This window comes from Bacillus sp. EB106-04-02-XG92 (assembly GCF_058791995.1).
This window is the reverse complement of the sequence record NZ_JBYTEA010000001.1, coordinates 480983-499522: the sequence shown is the minus strand read 5'-3', so window position 1 is coordinate 499522 and position 18540 is coordinate 480983. Positions and strand designations below refer to the sequence as shown.

Annotated in this window: 28 protein-coding genes; 16 read left to right on the top strand and 12 right to left on the bottom strand. The window is 35.7% G+C overall.

From position 1 onward, the window contains the following. The first annotated feature begins 1 nt into the window (after window position 1). The 6 genes from AC3WVA_RS02620 (at window position 2) to AC3WVA_RS02595 (ending at window position 3872) form a co-directional block, all read left to right on the top strand. Window positions 2-874: an ABC transporter ATP-binding protein gene (locus tag AC3WVA_RS02620; RefSeq protein WP_098344874.1), complete on the top strand. Its 873-nt coding sequence runs from the start codon at window positions 2-4 to the stop codon at window positions 872-874. Then, a complete protein-coding gene (locus AC3WVA_RS02615) occupies window positions 855-1523 on the top strand; it encodes an ABC-2 transporter permease (protein ID WP_098344875.1) in 669 nt (222 codons plus the stop codon). The genes AC3WVA_RS02620 and AC3WVA_RS02615 overlap by 20 nt, the downstream gene beginning before the upstream one ends. A gap of 14 nt (window positions 1524-1537) precedes the next feature. Beyond that, window positions 1538-2170 (top strand): ABC-2 transporter permease, encoded by a 633-nt coding sequence (locus AC3WVA_RS02610; RefSeq protein WP_098344876.1) that lies wholly within the window; start codon window positions 1538-1540, stop codon window positions 2168-2170. Window positions 2171-2202: 32 nt separating this feature from the next. Then, on the top strand, window positions 2203-2826 hold the full coding sequence (locus AC3WVA_RS02605; protein ID WP_098344877.1) for an ABC-2 transporter permease: 624 nt from the start codon (window positions 2203-2205) through the stop codon (window positions 2824-2826). Between the two features lie 17 nt (window positions 2827-2843). Beyond that, window positions 2844-3437, top strand: coding sequence for an ABC-2 transporter permease (locus AC3WVA_RS02600; RefSeq protein WP_098344878.1), 594 nt, complete (start codon window positions 2844-2846; stop codon window positions 3435-3437). Window positions 3438-3686: 249 nt separating this feature from the next. Next, window positions 3687-3872, top strand: a complete 186-nt coding sequence (locus AC3WVA_RS02595; RefSeq protein ID WP_048531110.1) for a hypothetical protein — start codon at window positions 3687-3689, stop codon at window positions 3870-3872. Window positions 3873-3888: 16 nt separating this feature from the next. Here the strand turns inward: AC3WVA_RS02595 and AC3WVA_RS02590 are convergent, their stop codons facing one another. From AC3WVA_RS02590 to AC3WVA_RS02570, 5 genes are all read right to left on the bottom strand, one after another. Further along, entirely contained in the window at window positions 3889-4146 is a 258-nt protein-coding gene (locus AC3WVA_RS02590; protein WP_492321772.1) for a DUF3975 family protein, read from the bottom strand. Between the two features lie 15 nt (window positions 4147-4161). Beyond that, window positions 4162-4476, bottom strand: a complete 315-nt coding sequence (locus tag AC3WVA_RS02585; RefSeq protein ID WP_046956356.1) for a DMT family transporter — start codon at window positions 4474-4476, stop codon at window positions 4162-4164. Between the two features lies 1 nt (window position 4477). Next, window positions 4478-4810 carry a DMT family transporter gene (locus AC3WVA_RS02580; RefSeq protein WP_048531106.1) on the bottom strand — a complete coding sequence of 111 codons (333 nt, stop codon included), beginning with the start codon at window positions 4808-4810 and terminating at the stop codon, window positions 4478-4480. Window positions 4811-4881: 71 nt separating this feature from the next. Next, on the bottom strand, window positions 4882-5463 hold the full coding sequence (locus AC3WVA_RS02575; protein WP_141539415.1) for a TetR/AcrR family transcriptional regulator: 582 nt from the start codon (window positions 5461-5463) through the stop codon (window positions 4882-4884). Window positions 5464-5560: 97 nt separating this feature from the next. Continuing rightward, complete coding sequence (locus AC3WVA_RS02570) at window positions 5561-6538, bottom strand: LacI family DNA-binding transcriptional regulator (RefSeq protein ID WP_098344881.1); 978 nt, start codon at window positions 6536-6538, stop codon at window positions 5561-5563. A 314-nt stretch (window positions 6539-6852) separates the two neighbouring features. Between AC3WVA_RS02570 and AC3WVA_RS02565 the strand changes: the two genes are divergently transcribed. Then, window positions 6853-7389, top strand: coding sequence for a hypothetical protein (locus tag AC3WVA_RS02565; protein ID WP_048531874.1), 537 nt, complete (start codon window positions 6853-6855; stop codon window positions 7387-7389). A 39-nt stretch (window positions 7390-7428) separates the two neighbouring features. Here AC3WVA_RS02565 and AC3WVA_RS02560 read toward each other — a convergent pair whose 3' ends face one another. Beyond that, the gene (locus AC3WVA_RS02560; RefSeq protein ID WP_048531103.1) at window positions 7429-7812 is read right to left on the bottom strand and encodes a rhodanese-like domain-containing protein; all 384 of its coding nucleotides are present in this window, start codon (window positions 7810-7812) and stop codon (window positions 7429-7431) included. 170 nt (window positions 7813-7982) lie between these two features. Here AC3WVA_RS02560 and AC3WVA_RS02555 point away from each other — a divergent pair, with 170 nt between their 5' ends. Continuing rightward, complete coding sequence (locus AC3WVA_RS02555; protein WP_048531100.1) at window positions 7983-8819, top strand: lipoate--protein ligase family protein; 837 nt, start codon at window positions 7983-7985, stop codon at window positions 8817-8819. A gap of 28 nt (window positions 8820-8847) precedes the next feature. Here AC3WVA_RS02555 and AC3WVA_RS02550 read toward each other — a convergent pair whose 3' ends face one another. The 3 genes from AC3WVA_RS02550 to AC3WVA_RS02540 form a co-directional block, all read right to left on the bottom strand. Continuing rightward, a complete protein-coding gene (locus AC3WVA_RS02550; RefSeq protein ID WP_048531098.1) occupies window positions 8848-9687 on the bottom strand; it encodes a hypothetical protein in 840 nt (279 codons plus the stop codon). Window positions 9688-9887: 200 nt separating this feature from the next. Then, window positions 9888-10559 (bottom strand): DUF1129 family protein, encoded by a 672-nt coding sequence (locus AC3WVA_RS02545; protein WP_141539414.1) that lies wholly within the window; start codon window positions 10557-10559, stop codon window positions 9888-9890. Window positions 10560-10564: 5 nt separating this feature from the next. Then, window positions 10565-10882 carry a PadR family transcriptional regulator gene (locus AC3WVA_RS02540; RefSeq protein WP_098344883.1) on the bottom strand — a complete coding sequence of 106 codons (318 nt, stop codon included), beginning with the start codon at window positions 10880-10882 and terminating at the stop codon, window positions 10565-10567. Between the two features lie 156 nt (window positions 10883-11038). On the opposite strand from AC3WVA_RS02540, the gene splB reads away from it, so the two are divergent. The 3 genes from splB (at window position 11039) to AC3WVA_RS02525 (ending at window position 13353) form a co-directional block, all read left to right on the top strand. After that, window positions 11039-12064 carry a spore photoproduct lyase gene (gene splB / locus AC3WVA_RS02535; RefSeq protein WP_071757296.1) on the top strand — a complete coding sequence of 342 codons (1026 nt, stop codon included), beginning with the start codon at window positions 11039-11041 and terminating at the stop codon, window positions 12062-12064. A 144-nt stretch (window positions 12065-12208) separates the two neighbouring features. Then, complete coding sequence (mntR, locus tag AC3WVA_RS02530; protein ID WP_001143071.1) at window positions 12209-12637, top strand: transcriptional regulator MntR; 429 nt, start codon at window positions 12209-12211, stop codon at window positions 12635-12637. 53 nt (window positions 12638-12690) lie between these two features. Next, window positions 12691-13353 carry an HAD family hydrolase gene (locus tag AC3WVA_RS02525; RefSeq protein WP_048531092.1) on the top strand — a complete coding sequence of 221 codons (663 nt, stop codon included), beginning with the start codon at window positions 12691-12693 and terminating at the stop codon, window positions 13351-13353. On the opposite strand, the gene AC3WVA_RS02520 is transcribed toward AC3WVA_RS02525, so the two are convergent. Next, window positions 13350-13751 (bottom strand): SA1362 family protein, encoded by a 402-nt coding sequence (locus AC3WVA_RS02520; RefSeq protein WP_098344884.1) that lies wholly within the window; start codon window positions 13749-13751, stop codon window positions 13350-13352. The genes AC3WVA_RS02525 and AC3WVA_RS02520 overlap by 4 nt on opposite strands. 79 nt (window positions 13752-13830) lie before the next feature. Then, window positions 13831-14751: a DUF1385 domain-containing protein gene (locus AC3WVA_RS02515; RefSeq protein ID WP_098344885.1), complete on the bottom strand. Its 921-nt coding sequence runs from the start codon at window positions 14749-14751 to the stop codon at window positions 13831-13833. A 244-nt stretch (window positions 14752-14995) separates the two neighbouring features. On the opposite strand from AC3WVA_RS02515, the gene AC3WVA_RS02510 reads away from it, so the two are divergent. From AC3WVA_RS02510 to efp, 4 genes are read left to right on the top strand one after another with little or no spacing between them, the layout of a single operon-like run. Continuing rightward, window positions 14996-15484 carry a YqhR family membrane protein gene (locus AC3WVA_RS02510; RefSeq protein ID WP_048531086.1) on the top strand — a complete coding sequence of 163 codons (489 nt, stop codon included), beginning with the start codon at window positions 14996-14998 and terminating at the stop codon, window positions 15482-15484. A 52-nt stretch (window positions 15485-15536) separates the two neighbouring features. Beyond that, window positions 15537-15977 (top strand): type II 3-dehydroquinate dehydratase, encoded by a 441-nt coding sequence (aroQ, locus tag AC3WVA_RS02505; RefSeq protein ID WP_000757087.1) that lies wholly within the window; start codon window positions 15537-15539, stop codon window positions 15975-15977. Between the two features lie 4 nt (window positions 15978-15981). Beyond that, window positions 15982-17043, top strand: coding sequence for a Xaa-Pro dipeptidase (gene pepQ / locus AC3WVA_RS02500; RefSeq protein WP_492321771.1), 1062 nt, complete (start codon window positions 15982-15984; stop codon window positions 17041-17043). Between the two features lie 21 nt (window positions 17044-17064). Further along, window positions 17065-17622 carry an elongation factor P gene (gene efp / locus AC3WVA_RS02495; RefSeq protein WP_029439892.1) on the top strand — a complete coding sequence of 186 codons (558 nt, stop codon included), beginning with the start codon at window positions 17065-17067 and terminating at the stop codon, window positions 17620-17622. 35 nt (window positions 17623-17657) lie between these two features. On the opposite strand, the gene AC3WVA_RS02490 is transcribed toward efp, so the two are convergent. After that, window positions 17658-17960, bottom strand: coding sequence for a hypothetical protein (locus AC3WVA_RS02490; RefSeq protein WP_098344886.1), 303 nt, complete (start codon window positions 17958-17960; stop codon window positions 17658-17660). 284 nt (window positions 17961-18244) lie between these two features. On the opposite strand from AC3WVA_RS02490, the gene AC3WVA_RS02485 reads away from it, so the two are divergent. After that, window positions 18245-18526: a YqhV family protein gene (locus AC3WVA_RS02485; protein WP_000816054.1), complete on the top strand. Its 282-nt coding sequence runs from the start codon at window positions 18245-18247 to the stop codon at window positions 18524-18526. Window positions 18527-18540 lie beyond the last annotated feature (14 nt).

The following is an 18540-nucleotide window of genomic DNA, read 5'->3' as shown; positions in this document are numbered from 1 at the left end:
GATGTTAGAGCTAAAAAACGTTTGTAAAAGTTATCAAGATTTTGCAGTAAAAAATATAAGTTTTACGTTAACACGCGGATATATTATGGGATTTGTCGGGCCAAATGGGGCAGGGAAAAGTACGACGATCAAAATGATTATGAACTTAATTCGAAAAGATAGCGGCGATATAAAAATTTTTGGCAAGGACAATAAGAAAGCCGAAAAGGAAATAAAACAAAATATTGGTTTTGTATATGATGAAAATCATTACTACGAAGATTTAACGTGTGAGCAAATGAAGCGTATTATCGCACCGTTATATAAAGAATGGGACGAAGAGCAGTATCAATCGTATATGCATAGACTACAAGTTCCGAAGTATAAAAAAATTAAAGAACTATCAAAAGGGATGAAAATGAAATTTGCGATTGCTATCGCACTTTCACATCACGCAGAGTTTATCATTATGGATGAACCGACAGCAGGACTAGATCCAGTTGTTCGAAGTGAATTACTTGATATGTTGCAAGAAATTGTAATGGAAGATGAAGTATCTGTATTATTCTCAACTCATATTACAACAGACTTAGAGCGTATCGCAGATTATATTACGTTCATCAACGATGGAGAAATTATATTTACTGGTGAGAAAGATGAACTAATGGAGAACTACGTAATCGTAAAAGGGAGTAATGATTTATTAGACCGAGAAGGAAAAGAGCTATTTGTTGGACTAAGAAAAAATAAATTTGGTTTTGAAGGTTTAGCGAAGGATAAACAAGCAATTGTCGATTGGTTTGGAAATGAGGTTGTACTAGAAAAGCCTACATTAGACGATATCATCGTTTACACTGCGAAAGGGAGAGATGCCTATGCGTCAGCTAATCTATAAAGATTTGTTCTTTTTTCGGGTAATTTGGTTAGTGAATCTTGTTATGCCCCTTTTGTTCTTTATGTTAGATGCAAGTGGTGAATTGTTATTTCCAATGAGTTGTCTATTTATAACCTTTTCATCGGTTATGACGTTAACCGTTATGGATGAAAGAAATAAAAGTGACATTATTATAAATAGTTTGCCGGTAAGTCGAAAGGATATCATAATTGCTAGATATATTTCCTGTGTAATATTTATTGTTGGTGGCATGCTCTCTACTATGTTAGTTGTTTTTCTTATAAGGGGCATTGCGGTTATTGGTGATATCGGTGTATATCATCCTAATTTATACATTGAAATTCCATGGTATGAAATCATAAATGGAGCTGTTTATGCCACATTTTTTGTTGTCACGTTTTTCCCTAGTTATTATGGTACAAAATCGAAGGTAGTAAGAAGTATAGTATCAGCAGCATCAATAGGAGTGGGTGTAATTCTTTGGATATTTATTAGTGATGGGCTAAATGAAACAGCGCTTTCATTCATTGAATGGATTATGAATCCTATGCATGTTGCTGTATTTATAGTTGGATTTATTACATTAGTTAGTATTTATATCGTTTCTATGTTCCTTACAATTAAAATTTATGAAACACGTGATTTATAGAGAGGAGAATTCATATGCAACAGTTGATTTTGAAGGAGTTTTTCTTACAGAAGAAGATGTTTCTTTTCTATTTTTTAATACCTATTTTATCTGTTTTTAGAAATTCTGTAGAACCAATGGGGATCGCAATAGGGTTATTTATAACATGTAGTACGATTATATATATTTCTTTTTATTATGAAGAGAAAAGTAAAACAGAAAAAATATTAGTGAGTTTGCCTATAACGAGAACAGAGATAGTTATAGCTAAATATATTTCAAGTTCATTATTTATTATGGCTGGTTTGAGTACAACTTTTATAGTCATAATATTAGGAAATATTCTATTGAACAGAGATATAGTTATGCCTGGATATGCAATATTTTCAGCAATAGTAGCAACTTTGATTTATTGTGTAGTAACGATACCGACTAATTACATTGGGGGATATAAAGCTACTTCTGTCTTGAATGTTATTATGGTTTTGCCTTTAACCGGTATGATTGGTCTTATGTGCAATGTTTTTGGTGATAAAACAATTATGCTAAAAGTACTCCACTCTCAAGAGGCTACACAAGCAATGGGTGTTCTTGGTATCGGAGTGTTAGTGAGTATATTCGTATCAATGTTCCTCTCAGTGAAAATGTTTCAGGAGGCAGAGTTATAGAAGGGACATTTTCATATTAGGAGGTGTAATACATGGTCAAGCAACTCGTCTTAAAAGATATGATGTTGCAAAGAAAATTAGGGTTTGTTTATCTTATATGTTTGGTTTTCCTTTCTATTGTTGATTTTCGTAGTGATAGCTTCCTTATGACGATTAGCGTATCTATACCTTTTCTTGGCACGGTACTGTCAATGAGTTATGAGGGGAAAAATAAAAGTGAAATGATAGTAAATAGTTTACCGTTTGACCGTAAAGATATTGTCATAGGGAAGTACATATTTGTAAGTATTTTAGTTGCTCTAGGTGGATGCTTCTCACTAGTGGTTGGTTTAATACAGTTACAAAATGAACAGATGACTGGATTTATGCTGTGGCGAGAAATGCTCGGAGGTATAACAGGTGGGTTTGTTTGTAGCATAATTGTACTCCCAATTGAATTTTCAGTAGGATATAGCAGTGCAAAACAAATTGCTCCCTTCATCGGAATTGCATTTGGTTATTTAAGTGGACTGATTGTAAGTAAAGTATGGTTAGATGTAGAGAATGCTTGGAGCACGAGTTTAGCCGTAAATGTTTGTTTTATGGCTGGGCTGCTTCTTTTATATATCATGTCTATGTTACTCTCAATTAATTTGTATAGTGAACGTGATTTGTAAGAGAGAGGGGAATAGTTTTGAAACAACTAATTTTAAAAGATTTCATCATTCAATGGAAATTTTTAATTTGGTACATACTGTATCCTGTTTTCTTTTATATGGCCTTAACAGATACGGAAAATTTGTTCATCATTATGTCAGTAATTATTACAATTGGAGCAACAGTAAAAACATTTGAAGCAGAAAGTAAAAATGAGAGTGAAGTTATAGTAAATAGTTTACCAATATTGAGAAAACAAATTGTGTATGCGAAATATATAGTAGCAATTATTATTCTTTTTATAAGCGTAACGGTCGGTTGTTTCACGATGGGAATGAAGAGTGGGGTTAACCTATTTGAATTTATTGAAACGACAATGGTTGCTAGTATTAGCTTGATTTTAATGTATTTAAGTTTTGTTTTACCAATATCGTTTTGGTTAGCATATAAAAAAACTATTTTTATTGCGATTTTTATATTGATAGTGCCTATGGCTGTTTCTTCTATTTTCTTTGGAATCAACCTAGAACAAATTCAACTATATAACAGCATGTTATTCGTTAGTTCAATATGCATGTTCATAATATCTATCTTCGTTTCAGTGAAATTGTATGAGAAGAGAGAATTTTAAAAGGTGCCTTATGTAAGGCACCTTCTTCAATAACGACAATATGAAAGTAAAAGTTTATAAACAGAGAGACTATTCGGTACAACATCTTTTGGAGTATGTAATATAAAGCTGAAAACGATAACGAGAATGAGAAAGAGGAAAAATAAAAATAGGATCTGCTTATGTACGGAATTTTGCATATTATCCACTCCTTTTTTAGGTAGTATGTCCAACAGAAAGGAATGTATGAAAAATGTTAGGGGGAGAATGATGAACAAAAGAAAATGGTTATATAGAATAGGGATATTTCTATTTTCAATCGGTCTCATATTAGCAAATTTCTATTCAGATATACCATCACCATTTCCTAATTTACATAAAGGAATTGGTATAAGTATTGTCATAGTTGGTCTTCTTTGTCTTATCACATCAAACTTCTACAGAAAGTCTGAATAAATATAAAAAAGGACAGTTACTCTTTTTCAGAAGTACTGTCCTTTTTAAATGTTTTATTCCATAGTTTGGCGATACTCCATATAATGACGATTGCAATGGAGGCAATGATGGACCAAACGATTGATATAATTTCAAGTGTCATGTTAGGAAGGAACGTGAGAATGGATACTATTTTATGAAACAACCATTGTATTATATGAAAACTGATTTGCAGTAGAATGACAGTCCCAAGCGTAATCCATGCTAACAGTTGCTTCCCTTTTTCTTTCCACATGACATTCACCTCACGTTAGCTTAATAGTTTTAAGCCAACAGCGCCGCATAGAATGCAGCTTAAGAAGGCAAGACGACGCCAATCCGCTGATTCACGGAAAATAAGAATACCTAGAAGTGCACTTCCGGCAGTTCCGATTCCAGTCCAAATCGCATAAGCAGTTCCCATCGGTAATGTATTCATCGCAAGTGATAAGAAGAAAAAGCTTACGCCGAAGTTGGCGATTAAAATAACTTTTGGTGCCCAGCCTTTCTTTTCAGTGGCTACTTTCATAAAGAGTACACCAATAATTTCACAAATACCAGCTAGAATTAAAAATAACCAAGCCATTTTATGCGGCCTCCTTCGCTTCTTTTTCTTCTGTTACTCGTTTTAAACCAATTACGCCGAAGAAGATTAAGCCGATTAATAAAACTTTTACAATAGAGAAAGGTTCTCCAAAGATCAAAATTTCTGTCAGAACGATCCCACCAGCTCCAATTCCTGTAAAGACGGCGTATACAGTGCCGACAGGTAAATCTTTATAAGCTCTAAATAATAAAACGAAACTAATTGTAATTAATAACGCAACACCAGCCCATTCAAGTGGTGCCTCCGCTTTTTTTAGTCCAATGACCCAAAAGATTTCAATAATACCAGCTATGATTACATAAATCCATGCCATATGTCATTTCTCCTTCCTACCAGTCGTTAGGTAAAGGGCTTAAAAACGACGCATTGCAAAGGAGCAATCCGTCAGTTTGAAAGACCTCGCCAAAATACTTGCCAAGAGGCGTTTAAACGAGTCTCAAAGCGATTTAAACCTGCGAATAGTAGCTCAACCATAAGTCCGTCTAGTAAGCATAGGAAAGCTTCTAGAGCGTCTTTCACTTCAATGTTATGCAGTTCACTTTGCTCGTTTGCCTGTTTAAATATAGGGAATAAAAGTTTTCCGACGTTTTCAATATGCGCATTCGCTTTTTCGATAATTTGTTCGCGAAATGCATCAGGCGGAAAATAAGAAGTTCGTAACCAAAACATTGATTCTTCACTTTCACCAAATCGTCTTGCATAGCCCTTTAGTAACTGTAAGAGCAATTCTTCAGTAGACGAATTTGAAAATTTTTCGATATCGTCTGTGAAGCTCTGTAAATCTTTTTGAAGAGCGGATTCTAAGCATATAAAATATAGCTCTTCTTTTCCTTTAAAGTGTGCGTAAATTGATGGCTTTTTAATCCCAACTTCTTGAGCAATATTTGCTAATGAAGTTCCTTCGTAGCCGTAGCGTGCGAAATGAGAAAGTGCTACAGCTTTAATGCGGTTTGCTGTCATTTTCATCCCCTACCTACCGTTCGTTAGGTTCATTATATGAGATGGGAAATATAAAGTCAATAGGGGAAGAGCTGAAAAAAGAGCGTTATAGGTAACGCTCTTTTTAGACAGTATCTCGTTCAATTAAATGGAATGAAAGCTCTTTTGCGTTCCCGGCAATTTGCTCGCTCTGAATCTGCTTATGGAATAAAGAAAAAGCATGTGAGCCCATTGTGAGACCGGGATGCTCAATTGTGGAAATTTCTAACGCCTTTGAAATTTCATGATTATCAAATCCAAGGATAGCAATGTCTTCAGGAACGCGAATGCCATGTTTTCGAGCCTCTGTTAATAAACCAGCTGCAACTTGATCGTTCGCTGTAAAAATAGCAGTTGGACGATTTTTCATGTTTAAAATACGGTGGAGTATTCTTGCACCGTCCTGCATTGTATAGCATTGATGAAAAATCCATTCGGGATGTAACGTTTTGCCTTCGTTACGAAGTGTATCAGCAAATGCTTTTTCACGTTCCATAGAATTTACACTTGTTTTTCTTGCTAAACAAATCCCGATTTTTTCATGACCTTTACTGAGTAAATAGGCGGTGCCGAGACGGAAGCCTTCATAATGATCTACGTAGACAGATGAAATGAGGGGGTGGTTCATTTTTTCACATGAAATAATAGGAGCAAATTTTGCGAAAGGTTCAATTTGTTCCCATGAACTCGTTCGAGAGCAAATAATCATCCCGTCGAATTGTTTCATTTTCATCATTTCAAGAACACGAATTTCTTCAATGCTATCGTAATTTGTTTGACATAAATTAATGTGATATCCAGCAGCTAACGCTTCGTTTCCAATTCCTTCAATAATGGTACTGAAGTATGGAAGGTTAATGAAAGGGAGCATTACACCGATCGTATATGTTTTTCCCTTTATTAAATGAATAGCATTTATATTTTTTGCGTAGTTCAATTCTTCAACAGCATCGAGAACACGCTTACGTTTTTCTTCTTTTACGTAAGGGTGATTATTAAGGACGCGGGAAACAGTTGATATGGATACACCAGCGTTTTTTGCAATTTGTTTTATATTGGCCATATGTATCACCTCTTCCCCTTATTATAAAGGGAAAATAATAAGAATGAAAAAATCTTGACCTGAAAAGCTTTTCACAAACTATGGTATGAATAAGGCTTCTTTTTATTCGCGTAACCTTTTCACTTGGGCGTAAGAATGATAGGAGTCTTTTTGTTTGCAAAATAGTTTTGTCAAAATGTGTGAGAATAACGTGGAAAGTTTTCAAAGGTGGAGTTTGGTAGCGAAGCGAATATGAAGAGCATATAAACGCTTCGTTCGTTAAGAGAGCGGTATGAAAGGGCGGAAACAAATTGAAAAAAAGAATCATTTGTTTCGTGTTTTCTAGTTTCGTGCTAAGTTCATGTTCGTTTCAGCAAACGATGCAAGAAGAAAAACACTTTGTGGGAACAACAGGAGGAGCTATGGATCGTGTTACGGATCCTATTCCGCTGAAGGAGCTTCCAAAATATTTTCCAGTGAAATTTAAAGTTCCGGCGTTTTTACCGTATGACATTACGAGTGATGTGAAGGGGGAAGTCAGAACGATTGGAAAAAAGAACGCTGTCTTAATGATTAAATATAAGCAGCGGGAGCCGGGGAGAAATGAGTATATTGAGTTAAATGTTGCAAACTTTCCTTATAGTTTTCCAAATCTCGTGAAAGAGAAGCGATTTCAAGAACAAATGAAATTGAATAATGGAGCATTCGCTTATTTTAAAAATAAGGATGACTCTGGGCAAGGAGATGAATTTGCTACGCTTATATGGAAAGAGAAAGGACTTGAATATCAGCTCTTGTATCGTAATGCACAAGAGAATGATCAAGATGTGATTAAGAAAAATTTATTATACATTGCAAATAATATGGAATGAAAAAACTAGCTGAATCATTCAGCTAGTTTTTGTATGTTATTATTTCTTTTTAATTTTTCCAGTCCACGTTTTGAATCCACCTTGTAATTGGTAGAAATCTTTGTAGCCTTGTTTCTTTAAGTATTGAGCCGCACGACCAGTACGGAATCCGCTTTGGCAGTATAAGTAAACTGGTTGATCTTTACGAAGTTCTTTATGACGAAGGCGAATTTGTGATAACGGAATGTTACGTGCGCCTAAAATATGCCCTGCAGTATATTCGTCTGCTTCGCGAATATCGATAAGCTGTGCTTTACGGTAGCCAGCACGAAACTCTTCTTCTGAAAGTGTTTTAATTAATTTTTTCTGATAGAAATACATCCATACAGTGTAACCGATAAACGCTACGATTACGGCTAATAAAATAATCCAAGTTGTTGACACGATTCTATCGCTCCCTTTTTTCTTATCCTACTTTCAATATTATAATGCCCGTATGTATTTATGCAACAGATTCATTTGTATATAAGAAGAAATTTCGTATTCTTTCACAAATTTTGTCGAATTTGGTAGACTAGAGAATGTGAAAAATAATTGGTTATATGAGGTGCAGGATGGGAAAAGAAAAATGGTGTTATATTAACTCTGGTCAATGTTCACCGGCATTTAATATGGCGTTAGATGAATGTTTATTAAATTGGCAAAGTGAAAAGAAAATGCCACCAACTATTCGTTTTTACGAATGGGAAGTACCAACATTAACAGTCGGGTATTTCCAGCGTGTTGAAAAAGATATTAATATGGATGTAGTTAACGAAAAGAAATATGGATTCGTTCGTCGTCAAACAGGCGGCAGGGGTGTACTACATGATAAAGAATTAACGTACAGTGTTATTGTGTCTGAAGATCATCCAAATATGCCAAAAACAGTTACAGAAGCGTATCGTATTATTTCGCAAGGTTTACTAGACGGTTTTAAAGCATTAGGGTTAGAAGCGTATTATGCAGTTCCAAAAACAGAAGCAGATCGTGAAAATTTAAAAAATCCACGCTCAGGCGTATGTTTTGATGCACCATCTTGGTATGAAATCGTAGTAGAAGGAAGAAAAATCGCAGGTAGTGCTCAAACACGTCAAAAAGGTGTTATTTTACAGCACGGGTCGATTCCGTTAGAAATAGATTTAGATGAGTTATATGACCTGTTTTTATTCCCGAATGAACGTGTAAAAGAACGTATGAAGAGTATGTTCTCTTCTAAAGCGGTAGCAATTAATGAATTAACAGACCGTACGTTTACAATCGATCAGTTAATTAAAGCGTTTGAGGTTGGGTTTGAAAAAGGATTAGATGTAGAGCTTGTTCCGTATGAATTAACAGAAGAACAATTACATGAAGTACAAACGTTAGCAAAAGAAAAGTATGAAAGTAACGAATGGAATTATAAAAAATAAGAGGTGGCAATTGCCACCTCTTATTTTTTTATAGTAAATTAAGTACTTTTTCTACTTTGATTCCTTTATCTTGTAAAGAACGAAGGCGATTTACAACGTCCATAATTTCTTTGTCGAATGTAACGCTAATACCTTGGCTTTGTAGTTCTTGTTTTAATCCTTCAATAGAATCATCTATGTCGATGCCAAGCTCGTAATCTTGACAAACTTCAATTGTCTTTTTCACGAGTTTCACATAATTTTCTTGTAGTTTTGTATTTGTTTCAGTCAAAGCAGGTTGCTTCGGTTTTGCAGGCGCAACCGGTGCTGTCTCTTGCTTTGTAACTGGAGTTGGTACTGCTTTTTTCACAGGTGCTGGAGTAGATAATTCCACAGCTGCTTCTACACTTACTGGCTTCGGCGTTGGTACCGAAGTAGGTTTAGGTGCTACAGGTGTTTCTACTCGCGTAACAGGTTTTGGAGCCGGTGTAACTGCTTTTGGAACTTCTACAACTACTTCTTTTTTCGGAGTAGCTTCTACAACAGTTTCTTCTTGCTCAGCAGCTTCTTTATTCTCTTTGCTCCACATAACGCGTTCAACTTCTAGAGAAACATTGTTTTTATTCATCGCTGTTAATGTAACTTTACCAACTTCAGCGTTCCCAGTGAAATCAACAATTTTATAAATAACACTCTTGTTCCAATCCACGTTTCCGCTCAAAAATAATTCTTCGTTACATTTCGGCGTTAAGCCCTCGATTTTAATTTCTGCGTTTACACCGTTTTCACTATATACCATAATTAGCGAAGCATTTACATCTTCGTCTGCTAACATTAGTTCACGTACCATTTTGCCGGTGCGTACTTGCGTTTTCTTCTTAACTGACATCTAATTTCTCCTCTCAAAAATTCAGTAATAATAAAAAAATCGTATAACGAAAAATAATTGCTCACGAAGATTTATGATACCGATAATAAAAGCATCACGTCAACAATTAACTTTAATTATTTTGCATTTTTCTTATTTTCTTTATGAAATTTTTCAATTTGTAAAATTAGACAGAAGAAAAACAGCCTTTTGAAAGGCTGTTAAAAATTTGATTTTTTATATAATAATTTATATAAAGCAAAAAATAAAATAGCGATTAAGGCGTTTTGCCAAAATGTTAAATGATAAATGAGATAAGGTTGTTTTCTAAAATAAATATTTACGAATATAGCTGAAAAAAATGGAGTAGCAAAAGCGAACCCGAATAGAATTCGTTTTTTCCAATTTATCTTTTTATTAAAAGAATAACGCTTTAATAAATATAAAATAAGTAGTATTCCTAGTACAATTAATGAAATAGACAAAGTAGTTCCAGGGATGCTAAAAGGTGGACTTATTATATCGGTATCTTTTTCAAACAGGAAAATGAAAAGAGAAGCAAGGGTATCCATTCCAAACTGTATAGCAAGAAGTAAACTAATAACAAAACCAATTAAAGAAGTTTTTTCTAATTTTGTTTGGGCGGGTAAAGCGGATATAATTTCATCGCAGTAAGATTGTAAATCATTTCCGAAAATGTCATAAGCATTTTTATTTTCTGCTTGTGCTTCGATAAGGTGGTCTAATATTTCTAACAAAAGTTCTTCTACTTGATGTTCGGGTACATTAGATAACCGAAGATATACTAGCATATCACCATAAGCAGCTTCGTTTTCGGAAGTTAGAAGCTCACGTTTTTTATTATTCAATTCAATCATGTCTTGTGCATTCATCCCTATCACTCCCCTTGTAATAAGTTGTTTACGGTCGTTGAAACCATTCCCCAGCTTTTTTTAAATTCTTCAAGTTGCTCTAACCCTTTAGCGGTTACATGATAATATTTACGCTTTGGACCGAGTGAGGAGGCTTTTAATGTTCCTTCAATTAATTTTTCTTTTTGCATACGTAACAATAATGGATATATGCTTCCTTCGCTTACGAATGTAAATCCGTGTTTATTTAATTTTGTACTCAGTTCATATCCGTACACTTCTTCTTGTGAAATGATGTATAGGATGCAACCTTCGAGCACGCCTTTTAACATTTGGCTGTGCATGATTTCACCGCCTTTTATTCAGGTAACTTGCCTTGCAAGGTAGATGTTATCCAAATTATAACATTAAGTAACTTGCAACGCAAGTTACTGAAGTGGAAAACTTTAATGCGTGTTAAATGTTCCTCATTTCTCATACTAACGAGAGGAGGGAAGCGTATGAAACCATTTATGCCAAAACTTGTTTACTTTGAACCGAAAGCACTTGAATATCCACTTGGAAAAGAGCTGTATGAGAAGTTTACGAAGATGGGACTAGAAATTCGTGAAACGACATCTCATAATCAAATTAGAAATTTGCCAGGCGAAAATGATTTGCAAAAGTATCGCAATGCAAAGGCAACGCTTGTCGTTGGAGTGAGGAAAACATTAAAGTTCGATACGTCAAAACCGTCAGCTGAATATGCAATTCCACTTGCAACAGGGTGTATGGGGCATTGTCATTATTGTTATTTGCAAACGACACTTGGGAGTAAGCCTTACGTTCGCGTGTACGTTAATCTTGATGAAATATTTGAGAAGGCACAGCAATACATGGATGAAAGAGCACCTGAAATAACAAGATTTGAAGCGGCTTGTACATCAGATATCGTTGGGATTGATCATTTAACACATGCATTAAAGCGGGCGATAGAGTTTATTGGAGAAAGTGAATACGGGCGTTTACGTTTCGTTACGAAATATTCGCACGTTGATCATTTGTTAGACGCAAAACATAACGGAAAAACTCGTTTCAGGTTTAGTATTAATTCACGGTATGTGATTAAAAATTTTGAGCCGGGGACGTCGCCGTTTGAAGAACGAATTGAAGCGGCTCGTAAAGTAGCAGGCGCGGGTTATCCACTTGGGTTTATAGTTGCGCCACTTTATATGCATGAAGGGTGGGAAGAAGGATACCGTGAACTATTTGAGCGACTGTACAATGCGCTAAAAGATTTGTCGATACCGAATTTAACGTTTGAATTAATTCAACATCGCTTTACAAAACCGGCAAAAAAGGTCATTCAAGAGCGCTATCCAAATACGAAACTTGAAATGGATGAAGAGAAGCGTAAATATAAATGGGGGCGATACGGAATCGGGAAATACGTTTATAAAAAAGATGATGCAGAAGTATTAGAAGAAACAATAAGAGGTTATATACATGAGTTTTTTCCTGATGCAGAAATACAATACTTTACTTAAGGAGAGTCTGTATACAAATACAGATTCTTTTTTGTTTTATATATTTAGGCTTGTTTTCAACTTGTCACGTTATTCTTTCTGGTGTATCATTTTATTGATTGCTTCGTACGGAATGAGCAAAATGAAATTGGATGGAGGAAACCGATGCCTACCCCTAGTATGGAAGATTATATTGAACAAATTTATTTGTTGATTGATGAAAAGGGTTATGCCCGCGTATCTGATATTGCTGAAGCGCTGAGTGTACATCCATCCTCTGTAACAAAAATGGTGCAAAAATTAGACAAAGATGAATATCTAATTTATGAAAAATATAGAGGGCTTGTATTAACATCAAAAGGTAAAAAAATCGGAGAACGTCTCGTATACCGTCATGACTTGCTAGAGCAATTTATGCGTATTATCGGTTTGGATGAAAGTAAGATTTACAATGATGTAGAAGGAATTGAACATCATTTAAGTTGGGAAGCAATTGACCGCATTGGTGATTTAGTGCAATACTTTGAACAAGATGAGGTTCGAGTAGAAACCCTTCGTGGCGTTCAAAAAGCAAATGAAGAGAAAAGTAATTAAGGGGAACGTATGTCGTTTCCTTTTTTATTTCAATCGAAAAGGATGGGAGAATTATGAAAGCAATTATTTTTGATTTTGATGGATTAATTGTGGACACAGAAACAATATGGTTTCACTCTTTCAGAGACGCCGTTCGTGAGTATGGCGGGGAGTTACCCTTAGAGGAATTTGCAAAATGTATTGGAACGACAGATGATGTACTGTATACGTATTTAAATGAGCAATTAAAAGAGAAGTTTAACAAGCATGCATTAAAAGAAAAAGTGAAAACTTTACATAAAGAGAAAATGAAAGTACCAGAAGCTCGTGACGGGGTAAAAGAATATTTAGAAGAAGCGAAAGAAATGGGATTAAAAATCGCATTAGCTTCCAGTTCATCTAGAGAATGGGTTGTTTCTTTTTTGGAAGAGCTACAAATTCGAGATTATTTTGAAGTCATTAAAACGAGAGAAGATGTTGAAAAGGTAAAACCAGATCCAGCACTTTATCGAATTGCGATAGAAGATTTAGGGATTGATCCGTCTGAAGCTGTTGTATTTGAAGATTCATTAAACGGATTGAAAGCAGCGATTGCGGCAGGATTAAAGTGCGTTGTTGTACCAAATGATGTAACGCGCAATTTACCCTTTGAAAATCATCACCTTCGAATTGAAAGTATGAAAGATAAAAGTCTGAAAGAAGTACTGCAAAATATAAAAAAAGACCGTATTTCCTAAAAGGAAGCACGGTCTTTCTTTTTTGTTTTTTTACCTTCAATGACAGTTAAATGAGATTGTTTTCTTTTACGCTTCAAAGTGGAAGGAGTGCCTTTTTTCCCTTTGTCGTTAGAAGCGTTTGATTTAAAGAAAGAATTGCTTAGGGGTGCTACATTTTGTTTCCCATGTTTGCGGTTCGATTGTTTTGCAGCACGCTTATAAGAGCTTTGCGAATTTGCAGAACCACTAGAGTTTGTAAACATTTTGTAGAGTAAATAAAAGATACCAAAGACAGCCAACATGATACCAATATTTTTTAACACTCCCATTGGATCTGTAATGACAGATGAAACAAGGCCGAATATTGCTAATCCGATAATAAGCACAAATATAGCGAAAGTAAACGAACGACCGTTCATAAGGAACACCTCCTAAAAACATATATTAAAAATAGTATATTAACGATGAGGAAAGGAGTTGAACACCATTTTTAAATAATTATTGTTTGTTTTCTAAACGTAATAATTCTTCAAACGATGCAATGGCTACTTCCACTTGATCATCTGTTGGTTCTTTCGTTGTTAATAGTTGCAGCCATAATCCGGGATATCCAAGTATGCGTAATACTGGAATATCGCGTAATCGATTCGTAAACTGTAACACTTCGAAAGAAATGCCGAGAACGACTGGAATTAATAAAATTCGGTTTACGACTCTGGCCCAAAGTGGATCTGTAGGGACAAGGAAGTAAACAAACATTCCAATAATGACTGTAAATATAATAAAGCTACTGCCACAACGATAATGAAGGCGAGTTTGTTTTTGAACATTTTCTACAGTCATCGGAAGATTATTCTCATGGGCATTAATTACTTTATGCTCCGCACCATGGTACTGAAAGACCCGCTTGATAAGTGGGGTTAAAGAAATAAAGTATATATAGCTCAATAATAGCATGAGCTTAATGACACTTTCGACAATGATTTGCCCTGTATGAGAGGGGAAAATCGGTCTCGTTAATTCAGCTAGTAGTGCAGGAATTGCTGTGAAAATGACTTTACCGAATATGAAAGATAAAACACCAACTGCTGCAACTCCTAGTACCATCGTTAATTTCGATTGTTCTTCTTTTTTATTTGCAATTTGTTCGTCTTCTTCTGGGTGGACATCAAATCGTTCTGAAGCAAAGTTCAAATGTTTTGCTCCGTTCGCACTTGCATCCACAATAGCGGCAATCCCTCGTAAAAATGGAATTTTTTTCAGGATAGATAATGCTTTATTACGAACGCGTGGTAATCGATAAAATTCAATTGATTTATCTTTACGACGAACTGCTGTAACAGTATATTCTCTACCGCCAAACATAACTCCTTCTATGACTGCTTGCCCGCCATATATTTGTTTTGACTCTTCTGCCATGTTAACACCAACCTGTATTTGTTTCTCTCTTATGTAGAAAAAGAGGCAATTGTCATACTGGGTTCTGTCGTTTTGAAATAAGACAATCACCGAGTTTCCTTTATTTTATCGACAAATACAAGTATATGACAAGGAAAAATGTTACGAGAGTCGGACATTTCTTATTCTTTTTATAGACAAATTTCGCAGTATTTAAACATGGTTCAAAATAGTTTCGGGCATACTATTGAGCGGAGGTGTCGATGTGAGTCAAGAACAATTAGGAACAAGGAATTTTGTACAAATTGGTTTATTTGGTGGACTCTTTTGGGGAGGGATATGGTATTTCCTTCATATATTTTCATTTACGGAAGCGGGACCGAACTATTTATTATTACCATTTGCCTTTGGAAGCTGGAAAGAAGGTGTATGGGGCAATGTGTCAGGAATTGTTTGTATGGCACTACTTTCGATTTTAATTGCCTTTTTGTATAAAGCGTTTTTGGCAAAGTTTGAAGGAATTCTTCCAGGGATGATTTATGGTCTTTTTTGGTGGGCGTTACTATTTTTCGGAATGGGGTTAATAGCGCCTGCTATTAAAAGTGCACTCCATTTACCGAAAGAAACGATTGTGACGACGATATGCATTTTTATACTATATGGTGTGTTTATAGCATACTCTGTTTCCTACGCCGTAAATACGAATAAGGCCGAGCGAGAGGGAGAAGAGAAGACAAACTATTCAAATAAGTAACTCCTATGTTAAAATGTTGTATAGATATTTAATATTAAGGAGTTTTAAGCATATGAAAAAGGTACTCCTCGTAAACGGTCCTAACCTAAATCGCCTCGGTGTCAGGGAGGTAAATGTATATGGAAAGGGCACGCTAGCGACACTTGAAGCAGATATGAAGCAAGAAGCAGAAACAATGGGAGTGGAGTTAGAATGTTTCCAATCGAATCATGAAGGTGCGATTATCGATCGTATTCATGAGGCGGAAGATATATATGAAGGGATCATTTTAAATCCTGGAGCATTTACGCATTATAGCTATGCGATTCGAGATGCAATTGCGAGCATTTCGATTCCTGTTATTGAAGTACATATTTCTAACATTCACCAGCGTGAGTCGTTCCGTCATGAATCTGTGACGGCAGCTGTTTGTGCAGGACAAATTGTTGGATTTGGTTTTTATGGCTATAAGTTAGCGTTATTTGCATTAATGGAGAAATTGAGGGAGGCATAAAGTAGTGGAGAAAATCGAAAGATTAAGAAGTGCATTTGATGAGGCTGGTATTGATGGTATTTTGTTAACAAATGAACATAGTCGTAGATATATGGCTAACTTTACAGGAACAGCTGGTGTTGTACTGATTTCGAAAAATCGTGCTCAATTTATTACAGACTTCCGTTACGTAGAGCAGGCTACTAAACAAGCTGTTGGATATGAGATTGTACAGCATGCAGGATTAATTATCGATGAAGTTGCAAAGCAAGTGAAGGAACTAGGAATTCAAAAGCTTGGCTTTGAGCAAGATACTCTTACATATAGTTCTTATTCAGCTCATAAAGAAGCGATCGATGCTGAATTTATCCCAACTTCTGGGCTTGTAGAAAAGTTACGCTTGATAAAGACTGATTCAGAGATTAAGATATTAAAGGAAGCTGCACAGATTGCAGATGCTGCCTTTGAACATATTCTATCATTCATTCGCCCGGGAGTATCTGAAATTGAAGTGTCAAATGAACTTGAATTTTTCATGAGAAAACAAGGAGCAACATCTTCTTCGTTTGATAGTATCGTTGCTTCAGGTCTTCGTTCGGCATTACCGCACGGCGTGGCATCTGAAAAAGTGATAGAAACAGGAGATTTCGTTACATTAGACTTCGGCGCTTATTACAAAGGGTATTGCTCTGATATTACTCGTACGATCGCAGTTGGTGAACCATCTGATAAATTGAAAGAAATTTATAATATCGTTTTAGAAGCACAATTACGTGGTGTGAACGGTATTAAAGCTGGTTTAACAGGCCGTGAAGCGGATGCGTTAACGCGCGATTACATAACGGAAAAAGGATACGGTGAATACTTCGGACACTCTACTGGTCATGGAATCGGTCTTGAAATCCATGAAGCACCAGGTTTAGCGTTCCGTTCTGATACAGTTCTTGAACCAGGTATGGCTGTAACAGTAGAACCAGGTATTTATATTCCAGGTATTGGCGGCGTACGTATTGAAGATGATATCATTGTAACAAGTGAAGGTAATGAAGTAATTACGAAATCACCAAAAGAACTTATTATTTTGTAATACACAGGAGGATTTTTTTACATGATTTCAGTAAACGATTTTCGTACAGGTTTAACAATTTCAGTGGATAATAGCCTTTGGCAAGTACTTGATTTCCAACACGTAAAGCCAGGTAAAGGTGCTGCATTCGTACGTTCTAAACTACGTAACCTTCGCACAGGTTCTGTTCAAGAGAAAACATTCCGTGCAGGTGAGAAAGTAGAAAAAGCACACATCGAAAACCGTCGTATGCAATACTTATACGCAAGCGGTGAGGCTCACGTATTTATGGATAACGGAACTTACGAGCAAATCGAACTTGGTGAAAACCAAATCGAGCGCGAGCTTAAATTCCTAAAAGAAAACATGGAAGTATCTATTATGACTTACCAAGGCGAAGTACTTGGTGTTGAACTTCCAAACACAGTTGAATTACAAGTTACAGAAACAGAGCCAGGTATTAAAGGGGATACTGCTTCTAACGTAACAAAACCAGCTACATTAGAAACTGGTCTTGTTGTACAAGTACCAATCTTCATTAACGAAGGCGAAATGCTTATCATCAACACTGGTGAAGGTAAATACGTTTCTCGTGCATAGTAGAAAAGCACTCGTGATTATCACGAGTGCTTTTTTTATAGGAAATAGGGCAGATAATAAATAGTGGTTATTATAAAACTGAAAGCTGTAAGACTAGCAGCACCTGTTGTGTAAGGACCCCATGTCATTTGAAAAGGTTTTACCGTATCTGTTTTATATATAGTATGATCAATGTTGGCGTTTCGGTTTATATTTAAAGCAATGAGCCAAATTGCACCGAATATCGCTAAACTACCAAGGAAAAAGGCCTCCATAAATGACCAACTGACCAACAATGAAAAAAGATAAATAAGAGCTAATTCTACTACAATCGTTAAACTAATTTTTAATACCTTCATATTTTCCCCCCTCATTTTGTACATATAGCTAATTAAAAAAATGGCGAGATACGATCGTACGCGAGATGACTTTAGTTCTGTCGCTCATGCTGCATCGACTATACCCCTTTTAAATTAAATATACCATAATATACCATTAAATAATAAGAATGTTCAGATTATGTGAAGGCGTTAGATAAAAATTATGTTTTTAATTCTGAAATAGACAACCTCTGCATATGGTTGTACAAATATATTCTTTTTTAGCACACACACTAGTAACCGTTATGGGAGAAGGTGGGAGAATGAAACAGTGGCTAGCGGCAATGGAAACATCTGTGCTTGTAATGGGATTACTTCGGTTGTTTTCAGGTAGCGCGGAAATATTCGCCGCTTTGCTTATGCTCTATGTGAATGATGCGAAGAAAGCATTGTTTATAAATGGTATGTTGGCGTTTGTTGGACCGACCGTATTAATTTTAACAATGACAATAGGCATAGCGAGTGTGGCAAGTGAGATTTCTTTCTTGAAACTCTTTTTTCTAGCGCTTGGAATTGGCTGCATTTTTATCGCGTTGTTGAAATAAGTAAGTCGAGTATA